At 73.1% G+C, this 14148-nt stretch carries 14 protein-coding genes and 1 pseudogene; all 15 read left to right on the top strand.

Annotated elements, in window-relative coordinates; genetic code table 11:
• A pseudogene (locus QM638_RS00475) lies at window positions 1–1045 on the top strand (Dak phosphatase); the annotation flags it as partial.
• Between the two features lie 54 nt (window positions 1046–1099).
• Window positions 1100–3352 (top strand): ATP-dependent DNA helicase RecG, encoded by a 2253-nt coding sequence (locus QM638_RS00470; RefSeq protein ID WP_415139961.1) that lies wholly within the window; start codon window positions 1100–1102, stop codon window positions 3350–3352.
• The gene (gene rsmD, locus QM638_RS00465; RefSeq protein WP_415139960.1) at window positions 3349–3939 is read left to right on the top strand and encodes a 16S rRNA (guanine(966)-N(2))-methyltransferase RsmD; all 591 of its coding nucleotides are present in this window, start codon (window positions 3349–3351) and stop codon (window positions 3937–3939) included. The genes QM638_RS00470 and rsmD overlap by 4 nt, the downstream gene beginning before the upstream one ends.
• Before the next feature lie 29 nt (window positions 3940–3968).
• Window positions 3969–4478, top strand: coding sequence for a pantetheine-phosphate adenylyltransferase (gene coaD / locus QM638_RS00460; RefSeq protein WP_415139959.1), 510 nt, complete (start codon window positions 3969–3971; stop codon window positions 4476–4478).
• A gap of 95 nt (window positions 4479–4573) precedes the next feature.
• A complete protein-coding gene (locus tag QM638_RS00455; RefSeq protein ID WP_415139958.1) occupies window positions 4574–5128 on the top strand; it encodes a YceD family protein in 555 nt (184 codons plus the stop codon).
• A gap of 81 nt (window positions 5129–5209) precedes the next feature.
• Window positions 5210–5395 carry a 50S ribosomal protein L32 gene (gene rpmF, locus QM638_RS00450; RefSeq protein ID WP_415139957.1) on the top strand — a complete coding sequence of 62 codons (186 nt, stop codon included), beginning with the start codon at window positions 5210–5212 and terminating at the stop codon, window positions 5393–5395.
• Window positions 5396–5448: 53 nt separating this feature from the next.
• Complete coding sequence (gene rnc, locus QM638_RS00445; protein WP_415139962.1) at window positions 5449–6189, top strand: ribonuclease III; 741 nt, start codon at window positions 5449–5451, stop codon at window positions 6187–6189.
• A gap of 6 nt (window positions 6190–6195) precedes the next feature.
• Complete coding sequence (mutM, locus tag QM638_RS00440; protein WP_415139956.1) at window positions 6196–7059, top strand: bifunctional DNA-formamidopyrimidine glycosylase/DNA-(apurinic or apyrimidinic site) lyase; 864 nt, start codon at window positions 6196–6198, stop codon at window positions 7057–7059.
• Between the two features lie 95 nt (window positions 7060–7154).
• Window positions 7155–8087 (top strand): hypothetical protein, encoded by a 933-nt coding sequence (locus QM638_RS00435; protein WP_415139955.1) that lies wholly within the window; start codon window positions 7155–7157, stop codon window positions 8085–8087.
• Between the two features lie 112 nt (window positions 8088–8199).
• Complete coding sequence (locus QM638_RS00430) at window positions 8200–8400, top strand: hypothetical protein (RefSeq protein ID WP_415139954.1); 201 nt, start codon at window positions 8200–8202, stop codon at window positions 8398–8400.
• 194 nt (window positions 8401–8594) lie between these two features.
• Window positions 8595–10061: a purine-cytosine permease family protein gene (locus tag QM638_RS00425; RefSeq protein ID WP_415139953.1), complete on the top strand. Its 1467-nt coding sequence runs from the start codon at window positions 8595–8597 to the stop codon at window positions 10059–10061.
• On the top strand, window positions 10058–10588 hold the full coding sequence (locus QM638_RS00420) for a cysteine hydrolase family protein (protein ID WP_415139952.1): 531 nt from the start codon (window positions 10058–10060) through the stop codon (window positions 10586–10588). The genes QM638_RS00425 and QM638_RS00420 overlap by 4 nt, the downstream gene beginning before the upstream one ends.
• A gap of 114 nt (window positions 10589–10702) precedes the next feature.
• Complete coding sequence (locus QM638_RS00415; protein WP_415139951.1) at window positions 10703–10846, top strand: hypothetical protein; 144 nt, start codon at window positions 10703–10705, stop codon at window positions 10844–10846.
• A 3-nt stretch (window positions 10847–10849) separates the two neighbouring features.
• The gene (locus QM638_RS00410) at window positions 10850–11446 is read left to right on the top strand and encodes a GNAT family N-acetyltransferase (protein ID WP_415139950.1); all 597 of its coding nucleotides are present in this window, start codon (window positions 10850–10852) and stop codon (window positions 11444–11446) included.
• Between the two features lie 216 nt (window positions 11447–11662).
• Window positions 11663–14148 (top strand): chromosome segregation protein SMC (gene smc, locus QM638_RS00405; protein WP_415139949.1); only part of this gene is annotated, 2486 nt, incomplete at its 3' end.

Here is a 14148-nt window from a genome sequence, read left to right as displayed (position 1 = left end):
GGCGAGGAGCGCCGAGCCGGTGGCCCCGTCCCGGCCGCCCGCGGACGCGGCCACGTCCGCGGGCGGGCCGGCGTCCCCGGCGGACGCCGAACCGTGCCCGGACGGCCCCTCGTACGAGGTGATGTACCTCCTCGACGCCGAGGAGGACCGCATCCCCGCCTTGCGTACCGCCCTCGGCGCGCTGGGGGACTCGCTGGTGGTCGTCGGCGGCGAGGGCGAGTGGAACGTCCACATCCACGTCGACGACGTCGGTCGCGCCATCGAGGCGGGCATCGAGGCCGGCCGCCCGCACCGGATCCACGTCACCCACTTCGCCGACCAGGTCAGGAGCGACGCCGAGCGGGCGGGCTCCGGTGCCGGACGCGTCGGACCCCGCCGTGGCCGCACCGTCGTCGCGGTCAGCGCCGGGCCCGGCCTGGCGGAGCTCTACCGCTCTGCCGGCGCGGTCCCGGTGCCGGCCGAGCCCGGTCGCCAGCCCGGCTTCGCCGAGCTGGTGCGCGCCATCGAGGAGTGCGGTGCCGCCGAGGTGATCGTGCTGCCCAACGACGGCGACATCCGTCGGGTCGCCGAGGCGGCGGCACGCGCGGCCGAGGACGACCTCGGCATCGCGGTGGTCGTCATCCCGACCACCGTGCAGGTCCAGGCGCTGGCCGCGCTGGCGGTGCACGATCCCGGCAAGACCCTCGAGGGCGACGTGCTCGAGATGACCGCCACCGCCCGGCACGCCCGTCACGGCGCGGTGACGGTCGCGGCCCGGCGCGCGATCACGATGGCGGGGCCGTGTCAGCCCGGCGACGTGCTCGGGGTGATCGACGGCGACTTCACCGAGGTCGGCGACGACCTCGAGGAGGTGGCGATCCACGTGCTCGACCGCCTGGTGGGCAGCGGTGGTGAACTGGTCACCCTGGTCTCCGGCCTCGCGGATCCCGACCGGGAGCTGGCGGCGGCGGTGCTCTCCTGGCTGGAGACCGAGCATCCGAGCATCGACGCGGTCAGCTACCACGGCGGGCAGGACCGCTATCCGCTGCTGATCTCGGTCGAATAGACCAGCCGGACCCGACCAGACGGACCCGAACAGGCGAACCCGAACAGGAGCCCGATGTCGATCACCCTCGACTCCGGAGTAGAGACGGTCCTGGGCGGCCACAAGCGCGCCGACCGGTTCACCAAGGGTCTCGGGCTGCGCACCGTCGGCGACCTGCTGCACCACTTCCCGCGGCGCTACCTGCGCACCGCCGACCTGAGCGACCTCGCCGAGTTGCACGAGGGCGAGATGCTGACGGTGGTCGGCGAGATCGCCGGCAGCCGGCTGCACACCTACACCGATCGGCGTACCGGCCGGACGGCGTACCGGGTCGAGGCCACGCTGCGCACCCAGACCGCGACGCTGTCGATGACGTTCTTCGCCAAGACCCCGCGCATCGCGCACTGGCAGGAGAACCGGCTGCGAGCCGGCACCCGCGGCGTCTTCGTGGGCAAGGTCGGCGCCTTCCGTGGCCAGTGGCAGCTGACCAACCCGCAGATGGTCGTCTTCGGCGACCCGACCGAGGAGAGCGCGGACACCCAGCTCGCCGTGGAGGCCCAGCGCGACCTGTTCCCGATCTACCCGCTCACCCACGGGCTGCAGCACTGGGACCTGATGCGCGCGATCCGCTTCGCCCGCGAGGTGGTCACCGACCTGGACGACCCGCTGCCGGCGGCGCTGCGCAGCAGGTACGACGTGCTCGGACTGCGGTCCGCGATCGACCTGATCCACGCGCCCGAGACCCTCGCCCAGGTCGAGGCCGCTCGTCGCCGGTTCCGGTTCGCCGAGGCGCTGCGGCTGCAGCTGGTGCTCGCCCGTCGGCGGCGCGCCACGCGGGCGCTGGGCAGCACCGCGCGCACCGGCGGCGGGGGACTGCTGGCGGCCTTCGACGCCCGGCTCCCCTTCGACCTCACCGAGGGACAGCGCGCCGTCGGGCGGCAGATCGAGGCCGACCTGGCCGCGCCCCATCCGATGAACCGACTGCTGCAGGGCGAGGTCGGCTCCGGCAAGACCCTGGTCGCGCTGCGCGCCATGCTGCGGGTCGTCGACTCCGGCGGCCAGGCGGTGCTGCTGGCGCCGACCGAGGTGCTCGCCCACCAGCATCACCGCTCGATCACCGCGCTGCTCGGCGACCTGGCCGCGAACGGGATGAACGCCGGCCTGCTCGGCGGCGGCGAGGAGTCGACCCAGGTCGAGCTGCTCACCGGGTCGATGTCGAAGGTCCAGCGCCGGGAGCCGCTGAGCCGGATCGTGACCGGGGAGGCGGGCATCGTCATCGGGACCCACGCGCTGCTCACCGACCGGGTGGGCTTCGCCGACCTGGGGCTGGTCGTGGTCGACGAGCAGCACCGGTTCGGGGTGGAGCAGCGCGCGGCGCTGACCGACAAGGCGGGGGTGCCGCCGCACGTGCTGGTGATGACGGCGACGCCCATCCCGCGCACGGTGGCGATGACCGTCTTCGGCGACCTGGAGGTCTCGACCCTGACCGAGCTGCCCGCCGGCCGGGCGCCGATCCAGACCAGCCTGGTCCCGTTGGCCGACCGGCCGGGGTGGCTTCCGCGGGTCTGGGAGCGGGTCCGCGAGGAGGTCGAGGCGGGTCGTCAGGCCTACGTGGTGGCGCCCCGGATCAGCGGTGACGAGCTGGAGCAGGGGGAGCACGACCAGGTCGACTTCGACGAGGAGGGGTCGGTGGTGAGCACGGCGCCGGGCGGCGCCGGGCCCGCCGCGGTGGTGGAGATCGCCGAGCAGCTCGCCGCCGGGCCGCTGGCCGGCCTGCGCACGGCGATGCTGCACGGCAGGCTGCCGAGCGAGGAGAAGGAGCGCACCATGCGCGCCTTCGCGGCCGGCGAGACCGATGTCCTGGTGGCCACCACCGTCATCGAGGTCGGCGTCGACGTCGGCAACGCCACCGCGATGGTGATCCTGGACGCCGACCGGTTCGGTGTCTCCCAGCTGCACCAGCTCCGTGGCCGCATCGGTCGTGGCGGCCATCGGGGAGTGTGCCTGCTGGTCAGTGCCGCGGAGAGCGGCACCCCGGCTCGGGTCAGGCTGGAGGCGGTCGCCGCGACCGGCGACGGGTTCGAGCTGGCCCGGGTCGACCTGGAGCAGCGCCGGGAGGGCGACGTGCTCGGCGCCTCGCAGTCGGGCTTCCGCTCGAGCCTGGAGAACCTGCGCGTGCTGCGGGACGAGCGGACGATCACCGAGGCCCGTGCTGCGGCCGAGGAGCTCCTCGGGGAGGATGGCGACCTGACCAGTGCTCCTCTGCTCGCCGCGGAGGTGGCTCGGATCGAGGCCTCGGTCGAGGCCGATTTCATGGAGAAGACGTGACGCGGATCATCGGGGGCGCCGCGGGCGGGAGACGCCTGGCCACACCACGGGGCGCCCGGACCAGACCGACCAGCGACCGGGTGCGGGAGGCGCTGTTCTCCGCCATCGAGTCGTGGTGCGGCAGCCTGCAGGGGCTGCGCTTCCTCGACCTGTACGCCGGCACCGGTGCGGTGGGTCTGGAGGCCTGGTCGCGCGGCGCCGGCATCGTCAGCTTCGTCGAGCAGGACCGGGCGGCGGCCGGGCTCATCGCCCGCAACGCGGCGGCGATCGGCTTCCGCCGGGCCAACGTGGTCACCGCCGCGGTCGACGCCGCGCTGCGGCGACCACCGACCGCGCCGTACGACCTCGCCTTCCTGGACCCGCCCTACCCGCTGACCGAGGACGCCCTGGCCGGCGATCTGGCCGCGCTGGTCTCGCACGGCTGGCTGGTGCCGGACGCCCTGGTGGTCGTCGAGCGCTCCGGCCGCAGCCCGGAGCCGGCCTGGCCGGACGGCATCGCGCGGACCTGGAGCAGGCGGTACGGCGAGACGGTCCTTTGGTACGGTCGCGCCGGTGGCCCAGTGGCCGCCGAGGACGAGCTCAGCTGACGACCGACGAGAACCGACGAGGAGCGACGGTGGTACGACGAGCGGTGTGCCCGGGATCCTTCGACCCGGTCACCAACGGTCACATCGACATCTTCGCCCGGGCCGCCGACCTCTTCGACGAGGTGATCGTCGGGGTGGGGGTGAACCGATCGAAGTCCGCCTCGTCGGGCCGGCTGTTCACCGCCGAGGAGCGGATGGAGATGCTGCGCCAGGCGGTCGCACCGTGGCCGAACATCAGGGTGGAGGGGTTCAGCGGCCTGGTGACCGCGTTCTGCGAGGAGGCCGGTGCCCAGGCGATCGTCAAGGGGCTGCGCGGCTCGGGTGACTACGACTACGAGCTGCAGATGGCCCAGATGAACTCCCATCTGACTGAGGTCGAGACGGTCTTCTTGATGACCGACCCGTCGATGTCCTTCGTCTCCTCCAGTCTGGTCAAGGAGGTCGCCTCGTTCGGTGGCGACGTCACCGACTTCGTGCCGCCGCATGTCCACCGGCAGCTGTTGGCGCGGCTCGCCGAGCGCCGTACCGGCGACGGCTGAGGCCGTCCGTCCGGTGGTGCGAGGTTTTGCTCGCCGCGCCGGCCGACGGCTACGATCTTCCTCGATCTGTTGTGCCCTCATCCGGAAGTGACCACGTGACCAGCCTGGACCCGAGAGCGCCGTTCGTGCTCGACACTCGCGAGCTCGGCCGCCGCCCGGGGTCGCAGCGGGAGCTGACGCGGACGGTGCCGGCGCCGGCAGATCTGGGCATCGAAGTCCTTGCTGTCCCCGAAGGTTCGCCGGTCGAGCTCGACCTGCGGCTGGAGGCGGTCATGGAGGGCGTCCTGGTCACGGGGACGGCGCGAGTCGGCCTCCGGGGCGAGTGTGCGCGGTGCCTGGAGCCGATCGAGGACGAGACCGAGGTCGGCTTCCAGGAGCTGTTCGTCTATGACGACACACGCGTCGGCCAGGACACCGACTCCGAGGACGACGAGGTCAGCAAGCTCGAGGGTGACCTGCTCGATCTCGAGCCGCTGCTGCGGGACGCGGTGGTGCTCGCACTGCCGTTCCAGCCGCTGTGCCAGGACGACTGTCCGGGTCTGTGCCCCGAGTGTGGGGCCCGGCTCGCCGACGATCCGGACCATGGGCACGAGGCTGCGATCGACCCGCGGTGGGCGAGGCTGACCGCGCTCGGCAAGGACGAGAGCTAGACCACGCCGGCCCGGCGACCCGGGATCGACGTACGATGACGAGGCCGGTCGACCGACCGGCCCAGCTATGAGGAGAGAACAGTGGCTGTCCCGAAGCGGAAGATGTCGCGCAGCAACACGCGCCACCGTCGCTCGGCCTGGAAGGCCGTCGCCCCGACCCTGGTGACCTGCGCGAACCCCGCCTGCGGTGCCAAGCACCTGCCGCACCGTGCCTGCGGCGAGTGCGGTCAGTACGGCGCCCGCACCGCTCGTCGCCAGGTCCTCTGACCGAGTCGCGCACGAGTCGGGACGGAAGAGTCGGGCCGCTGAGCGCTCACACACTGGCCACCGGTGCCGAGGACTATCCCGGTCTGCGGGAGGCGCTCGGCGATCCCGTACTGGAGCCCGAGCTGCTCGAGCGGTCCCTCACGCATCGCTCCTTCGCCTACGAGCACGGCGGCCTGCCGACGAACGAGCGACTGGAGTTCCTCGGTGACTCCGTGCTCGGCGTGGTGGTCACCGAGGCGCTCTATCGCACCTTCCCGGACCTCTCCGAGGGCCGACTGGCCAAGCTGAGGGCGGCGGTGGTCAACGCCCGCGCGCTGGCCGGGGTGGGCCGCTCCATCGGTCTCGGCGACCACATCAAGCTCGGCCGCGGCGAGGAGAGCACCGGCGGCCGGGACAAGGCCTCGATCGTCTCCGACACCGTCGAGGCGGTGATCGGGGCGGTGCACATCTCCGGAGGCATCGAGGTCTCCTCGGTGCTGGTGCACCGGCTCTTCGACCACCTCATCACCGAGGCCGCCGCGCTCGGCGCCGGCCTGGACTGGAAGACCTCGCTGCAGGAGCTCACCGCGGAGCGAGGTCTCGGCGTGCCCGAGTACGTCATCACCGACGCGGGTCCCGACCACATGAAGACCTTCCACGCGCAGGTCCAGATCGGCGCCGAGCGCTACGGCAACGGCGTCGGCAGGTCGAAGAAGGAGGCCGAGCAGGCGGCCGCGGAGACGGCCTACCGGGAGATCCACGACGGGCCGGTCGCGGGCCAGGCGGACCCGGCCCAGAGCCCGCCGGAGAGCTAGCCCGAGGTGCCGGAGCTTCCCGAGGTCGAGGTGGTCCGGTCCGGTCTGGAGCGTCACGTCGTGGGCGCCCGGATCACCCGGGTCGACGTACTCCACGAGCGGTCGGTACGCCGCCACGCCGCCGGTGCCACCGCCTTCGCCGAGGCGCTCGCCGGGCGCACGGTGGTCGCCGCCCGCCGGCGCGGGAAGTACCTCTGGCTGCCGCTGGACGACGCCCGCCGCGGCGACGCGATCCTCGCCCATCTCGGCATGAGCGGCCAGCTGCTGGTGCAGCCGGTCACGGCCCGGCCCGAGCGGCACCTGCGGGTGCGGCTCACGCTGGAGTCCGCCGACGGCGCGGCCACCGAGCTGCGCTTCGTCGACCAGCGGACCTTCGGTGGCCTCTCGCTGAGCCCCGGCGGCGCCGAGCTTCCCACCGAGATCGCGCACATCGCCCGCGACCCGCTCGACCCGGAGTTCGACGAGGCGTACGTGATCGGCCGGATCCGGCGCTCCGCCTCCGGCATCAAGCGGCTGCTGCTCACCCAGACGGTGCTCTCGGGAGTCGGCAACATCTACGCCGACGAGGCGCTGTGGCGCGCCCGGATCCACGGCGGGCGTCGCGGCGATCGGCTGCGCGCGACCGACCTGCGTGCGCTGCTCGGGCACGTCCGGGACGTGCTGGGCGACGCGCTGAGGCAGGGCGGCACCTCGTTCGACGCGCTCTACGTCAACGTGAACGGTCAGTCGGGCTACTTCGACCGCTCGCTGCACGCCTACGGACGCGTGGACGAGCCCTGCGCCCGCTGCGGTACGCCGATCCGGCGGGTGGCGTTCATGAACCGCTCGTCGTACTTCTGCCCGGCCTGCCAACGTCCCCCGCGCGCCTGACCTCGGGCAGGCTCTTCTCGCCGTGTCGGGGTGCGCGAGGTCGGGGGAGCGGCGCCGGGGCCGGGATGGGTGGAACGGTGAATTAGGCTCGGCATGTGCGAGGACGATTCCGACTGACCCCCGGTGGCAGCTACCCCCATGAGCCGTGGTTCCGGCTGGGTGGCCTGGAGGTGACCACCAGCTGGGTGGTGGTCGGTCTGACCTTCGTCGGGCTGATGGTCTTCGCGGCCGCCGGTGGCCTGTGGACCTACACCAACCTCGCGCTCGTCCCGACCTCGGACATGTTCTACGCCGGCAAGGCATGGACCCTGCTGACCTGGCCGTTCATCACCGTCACCAGCAACGACGTGTTCTGGACGGTGCTGACCATGTTCTTCTTCTGGTACTTCGGCTCCGACCTCGAGCGCTCCGAGCTGGGCAAGCGGAAGTTCGCTGCGATGCTGACCGTCTGGACGATCGTCCTCGGCGGGCTCTTGCTCGCGGTGACCGCGGCCACGGGACTGGCCGACGCGCTCTACGGGCTCAACATGCTCGAGCTGATGGTCCTGCTGCTGTGGATCGCCGAGTGGCCGGACCGGATGTTCTTCTTCAGCATCCCGGCCTGGGTGCTCGGCCTGATCCTGGCCGGCGTCCAGGTCATCCAGTACCTCGGCGACCGGCGCTGGACGATGCTGCTGGTCTTCCTCCTGGGCGCGGTGGTGTGCGGCTTCGTCGCCCGGCAGTTCGGCATGCTGAGCCGGTACCACTGGCTGCCGAAGCTGAGCTCGCCCCGTGGTCACGCCGGCCGGCCGCGGCGGGCCCGGCGACGCAGGTTCGACGCCGACCGGCCGACGGTGGTGCCGGGTCCGTGGCAGATGCAGGACGTCACGCCGGAGCGGTTCATCGAGGCCGCCCAGTCGCGCGACGAGCAGCGGATGGACGAGCTGCTGGACAAGATCAGCGCCGGCGGCACCGAGTCGCTCAGCGAGGCCGAGCGGGCCGAGCTGCTCGAGCTCCGCGCCCGGCGTCACAAGAAGTCGCGCGGATAGCGCGCGGACCGGGCGGATCGGCCGCCGCGGAATTGACCGCGTGCGCTCTTGGTGGGACTCTTGAAGACGGCCCGCCGATCGCGGGTGTCCCACACCGACAAGGACTGTATTCATGGCCAAGGCGCTGATCGGTTACCTGAACAGCGACCTGCGCACTCCCGCCCACCTCACCGCGGAGAACACCGCGCTGCGGATGCGCGTGCGGGAGCTCGAGGAGCTCGTCGTCAACCTCAAGCAGGAGAACGACGCGTTGGTCCAGGCTCGTGCCGCCGAGCTGTTGGACTCCTCGATGCAGGAGATGCAGCCCGCCTGAGCGGGCCTGTTCGACGCTGGTCGTCGGCGCCTGTGGCGCCGTACGACGACAGGGTGGCGGGGTCCACCCGCATGATCCGACACATGATCCGACACATGATCCGACTCTGGGGACTCCCAGGGTCGGTTCTCGTTGGTGGCTCGGCAGCCGGTACGGCGAAGCCGAGCGGCGCCGGGGCGCACTAGGGTTCGGGCATGAGTGTGAACCCGGATCCCGCGCCGGCCGTACCGGTCGCGGGTGCCCTGGCCATCGAGCTCAACGCCCTCAACCCGATCCCCGAGGACGAGCGCCACGGCCGACCGGCCGACCTGTTCTGGCCGTGGTTCGGCGCCAACGTCTCGGTGCTCGGCATCGCCTACGGCTCCTGGCTGCTCGCCTTCGGGGTCTCGTTCTGGCAGGCGGTGGTCACCGGCGTGGTCGGCATCGTGGTCTCCTTCCTGCTGTGCGGCTTCATCTCGCTGGCCGGCCGTCGCGGGTCGGCCCCGACGATGGTGCTCAGCCGGGCGGCACTGGGGGTGGAGGGGAGCCGGATCGGTGCGGTGCTCTCCTGGATCCTCACCGTCGGCTGGGAGACGGTGCTGGTGGCCACCGCGGTGCTCTCGGCCAACGAGGTCTTCGGCCTGCTGGGCTGGGGGAGCGGCACCGGGGTCGAGATCGGGGCACTGATCGTGGTGGTGCTGCTGGTGATCGCCGCCGGCGTCTACGGCTTCACCCTGGTGATGCGACTGCAGGTGGTGATCACGGTGGTCACCGGGGTGCTCACGGTGGTCTACTTCGCCGTCGTCGCCGACAAGATCGACTGGAGCAGCGTCAGCGCCATCCCGGCCGGGGGAGCACCGGAGTTCGTCGGCGGGCTGGTCTTCATGATGACCGGCTTCGGGCTGGGCTGGGTCAACGCCGCCGCCGACTACTCCCGCTACCTGCCGCGGGCCGCCTCGAGCCGGGGCATCGTCGCCTGGACCACGATCGGCGGCGCGCTGGCGCCGGTGGTGCTGGTCATCTTCGGTGCGCTGCTGGCCGGGTCGTCCACGACCTTGAACGACGCGGTCGGCGCCTATTCGGTCGGCGGACTGGCCACCATCGCGCCGCACTGGTTCCTGGTGCCGTTCCTGATCGTCGCGCTGCTCGGCCTGATCGGCGGCGCCGCGCTCGACATCTACTCCTCCGGGCTGGCGCTGCTCGCCGCCGGGCTGCGGATCCCGCGCTACGCCGCGGCCGCGATCGACGGGGTGATCATGACGATCGCCGCCGCCTACATCGTCTTCGGCGCGGACAGCTTCTTCGGCCCGTTCCAGGGCTTCCTGATCACCCTCGGCGTGCCGATCGCGGCCTGGTGCGGGATCTTCCTGGGCGATCTGGTGGTGCGCCGCCGGGACTACGACCAGCAGGCCCTCTACGACGTCGGCGGCCGGTACGGCCGGGTGCGGGGGACGGCGGTGCTCGCGCTGGCGGTGGCCACGGTGGTCGGCTGGGGGATGGTGACCAACACCTACGCCGGCTGGCTGGACTGGCAGGGCTACCTGCTCGAGGTCCTCGGCCTGGGTGGACGCAGCGGCCAGTGGCGCGGCGCGAACCTGGGGGTGCTGGCCGCGCTGCTGATCGGGTTCCTCGGCGGGTTGGCCGGCGCGAGCGTCGTACGGCGCCAGGAACGGCCGACGTGACCGCCTGGCTGGTCGGCATCGACTTCCAGCGGGTCTTCGCCGAGGGCAGTCCCTGGGCGGCCCCGCGCTATCGGGAGGCCGCCGCCGGCTTCGCCCGGTTGCGTACGGCGTTCGCCGCTCGCACGGTGCTGACCAGGTACGTCGCCCCGGCGACCCCGATCGGCGCCTGGGTGGAGTACTTCGAGCAGTGGCCGTTCGCGCTGGTCCCGCCCGACGACCCGCTCTACGACCTCACCGTGCCGGTCGAGGACGCGTCGGTGGTGACCCGCGAGACGTTCGGCAAGTGGGGTCCGGCGCTCGCCGCCGCGGTGCCGGGGGCGAGCGAGTTGGTGGTGGGCGGCGTGTCCACGGACTGCTGCGTGCTCTCCACCGTGCTGCCGGCGGCCGATGCCGGGATCCGGGTGCGGGTGGTGGCCGACGCCTGTGCCGGCGCCTCCGACGAGGACCACCGGCGAGCGCTGGACGCGATGGCGCTCTACGCGCCGCTGGTCGAGATCACCTCGGTCGACGACCTGCTGCGTCACTGAACTTCGAGCTGAACTCGAGCCGGACGTCGAGCCGGCCAGGATCGGTCCGAGCACCGCGGAGCCATCACCGGGCCGCGCGGAACGACCGGTGTCCGTGCCACGTAGGGTGAGGGGATGGCGACGACGGAGAAGGCCTGGCCGGCCGGCCGGCTGCCGATCCGGGTCACCACCGGCCCGACGAGGTTCGCCATCGCGCTGTTCGTCGCCGGGCTCGAGGCCGTCTCGGCCGATGAGGCCGGGCCGGCGGGTGAGGGCTGACGGGTGAGCGGCCGGCCGCGGAGGGAGATCAGGCGCGCGGGCCGGACCGATCCGGTCGGCCAGGTGATCGCCGCCGCCTTCGGCGAGCACGGTCCGGCGGTGGCCGAGCTGTGGGCCGAGGTCGTCGGCCTCGGGCTCGACCGGGCGAGCCTGGTGGCGGTGGAGCAGGGTGCGGTGGTGGGACATGTCGGGGTCAGCCACGCCTGGTTGGATGCGCGACGGGCGCTGGTCGACGTACTCGTGCTCAGTCCGCTCTCGGTCACGCCACCGCGACAGCGCACCGGGATCGGCACCGCGCTCCTGGCCGCCGCCATCGGCGCCGCCGAGGCGTACGGCGCCCCGGCGCTGTTCCTGGAGGGCGACCCGGGCTACTACCGGCCGCGCGGCTTCCGGCCGGCCGCCGAGGCCGGGTTCGAGGCGCCGTCACGGCGGATCCCGGCGCCCGCCTTCCAGGTCGTGCTCTTCGGCGCACACCGGCCGTGGATGACCGGCCGCGTCGTCTACCGGGAGGTGTGGTGGCGACATGACTCGACCGGCCTGCGCGACCCGGCGCTGGCCGAGGTCGAGGCGGCGCTCGGCCCCGGCTCGGACCCGTCCTGAACCCGGTCCGACCCGGTCCCGCCTGACCTCCGGCACCCGGATCCCGGCGTGTCGGAGTGGGTGAGGTCAGGAACGCGCGCGAGGGGTGGCCTCACGTGTCGCAGCGGTCCCGGGGATCGTCGTACGCCCGGGTTAGGGTGGGGGCGCTGAGCTTCCCCCGCGCGGCCGACCAGGGCGCGTGTCCGCCAGTGAACCGAACCAGATGTGGGAGCCCGCGTGTACCTGAAGAGCCTGACCCTGAAGGGGTTCAAGTCCTTCGCCTCCGCGACCACGCTGCAGCTCGAGCCCGGCATCACCTGCATCGTCGGGCCGAACGGCTCGGGCAAGTCGAACGTCGTCGACGCCCTGGCCTGGGTGATGGGCGAGCAGGGCGCCAAGTCACTGCGCGGCGGCAAGATGGAGGACGTCATCTTCGCCGGCACCAGCGGCCCGGGCGGCCGTCCGCCGCTGGGCCGCGCCGAGGTGGCGCTGACCATCGACAACAGTGACGGCGCGCTGCCGATCGAGTACGCCGAGGTGACGATCTCGCGCACCATGTTCCGCAACGGCGGGTCGGAGTACGCGATCAACGGCAGCACCTGCCGGCTGCTCGACGTCCAGGAGCTGCTCAGCGACTCCGGCATCGGCCGGGAGATGCACGTCATCGTCGGCCAGGGCCAGCTCGACTCGATCCTGCACGCCACCCCGGAGGACCGGCGCGGGTTCGTGGAGGAGGCCGCCGGGGTCCTCAAGCACCGCAAGCGCAAGGAGAAGGCGCTGCGCAAGCTGGACTCGACCGAGCAGAACCTCGACCGGCTCGGCGACCTGCTCTCCGAGATCCGGCGCCAGCTCAAGCCGCTGGGCCGGCAGGCGGCGGTGGCCCGGCAGGCGGCGACGGTGCAGGCCGACGTCCGCGACGCCAAGGCCCGGCTGCTCGCCGATGACCTGGCGACCGCACGGACCGCGCTGGCCCAGGAGCTGGCCGACGAGTCGGTGCTGGCCGCGCGTCGTACCGCGCTGGAGGAGCAGATCGCCGCCGCGCGCACGCAGGAGAGCGACCTCGAGCTGGCGCTGCGCACCGACCTGCCCGCGCTGGCGGCCGCCCAGGAGACCTGGTTCGCCCTCTCCGGCCTGCGCGAACGGCTGCGCGGCACCCAGTCGCTGGCCGCGGAGCGACTGCGCAACGCCGGTGCCGAGGCCGAGGTCGAGCAGCGGCCCGGGCGCGATCCCGAGCAGCTCGAGCTCGAGGCCGAGCGGGCCCGTGCGCAGGAGGAGGAGATCGAGGCCGAGGTCGCCGAGCGTCGTACCGGACTGGAGCGGGCCGTCGCGAGCCGCAAGGCGGCCGAGGACGCCGCCGCCGAGGAGGACCGTCGGGTGGCGGCGCTGCAGCGGGCCCTCGCCGAGGGACGGGAGGGGCTCGCCCGGTTGACCGGACAGGTCAACGCGCTCCGCTCGCGTGCCGCCGCGGCCGACGACGAGGTCGGCCGGCTCGGTGCGGCCCGCCAGGACGCGCTGGCCCGCGTCGAGCGAGCACAGCGCGACTTCACCGCGCTGGAGACCCAGGTGGCCGGCCTCGACGCCGGCGAGGAGGGCCTCGACGCCGAGCACGAGGCCGCCACGGCCGTGCTGGAGGACCTCGAGGAGCGGCTGGCCAAGCTGCGTGCCGAGGCGGCTCAGGCGGACCGGGACCGATCGGCGCTGGCCGCCCGCAAGGACGCCCTCGAGCTCGGCCTGAACCGCAAGGACGGCGCCGGTGCGTTGCTCGCCGCCGACCTGCCCGGGGTGCTCGGCTCGTTGGCCGCGCTGGTCGGCGTTCGGCCGGGCTACGAGACGGCCATCGCCGCTGCGCTCGGAGCCGCCGCCGACGCGGTCGTCGTCGACGGTGCGGACACCGCGCTCGGCGCGATCGAGCGGCTCAAGGCCGAGGACCTCGGCCGGGCCGGGCTGCTGCTCGACGGTGCTCCCGTCGCCGCCGAACAGCCGCCGACGCTCCCCGGCTCGGCCCGGCCGGCCATCGACGTGGTCGAGTGTCCGGCGACGCTGCGCCCGGCGCTCACCCGGCTGCTGGCCGGAATGGTGGTGGTCGATGACGTCGCCACCGCCCGTGACCTCGTCGCCGCCGAGCCCCGATTGGTCGCGTTGACCCGGGACGGGGACCTGGTCGGCACCCACCTGATCGCCGGCGGGTCGGCGACGGCCCCGAGCCTGTTGGAGGTCCAGGCCGCGGCCGACGAGGCCGCCGCCCAGCTGGCCGAGGCCAGCGCCGCCGCCGAGCGGGCGACCTTCGAGACGTCCCGGCTGGAGGCCGAGCGGCTGGCCGCGCAACAGCGGGTCGACGTGGCGCTGGCCAAGCTGCACGAGTCGGACGCGACGCTGGCCGCGGTCGCCGAGGAGCTGGGACAGTACGGCGCCCAGTCCCGGGCGGCTCGCGGGGAAGCCGAGCGCCTGGCCGAGGCCATCGCGCGGGCCGAGCAGGCGCGGGAGCAGGCGGTCGCCGGACTCGCCGAGCTCGAGGAGCGGCTGGCGGCGGCCGAAGAGGCGCCGCAGGAGGAGCCGGACACCTCTGCGCGGGAGCGACTCGCCGAGCTGGCCAAGCAGAGCCGGGCCGAGGAGATGGAGGCCCGACTCGCGCTGCGCACCAGCGAGGAGCGTGCCCGGGCGCTGCACGGCCGTGCCGACGGGCTGGTCCGGGCGGCGCGGCAGGAGCGGGAGGCCCGGGCTGC

The organism is Nocardioides sp. (assembly GCF_047606145.1).
GTDB lineage: Bacteria > Actinomycetota > Actinomycetes > Propionibacteriales > Nocardioidaceae > Nocardioides.
This window is presented reverse-complemented; position numbering and strand designations above follow the sequence as displayed.

Excerpts from the sequence above, each read along its gene's own strand:
- QM638_RS00470 (WP_415139961.1), top strand. The coding sequence starts at position 1,100 with ATGTCGATCACCCTCGACTCCGGAGTAGAGACGGTCCTGGGCGGCCAC.
- QM638_RS00430 (WP_415139954.1), top strand. The coding sequence starts at position 8,200 with ATGGCCAAGGCGCTGATCGGTTACCTGAACAGCGACCTGCGCACTCCC.
- QM638_RS00425 (WP_415139953.1), top strand. The coding sequence starts at position 8,595 with ATGAGTGTGAACCCGGATCCCGCGCCGGCCGTACCGGTCGCGGGTGCC.
- QM638_RS00415 (WP_415139951.1), top strand. The coding sequence starts at position 10,703 with ATGGCGACGACGGAGAAGGCCTGGCCGGCCGGCCGGCTGCCGATCCGG.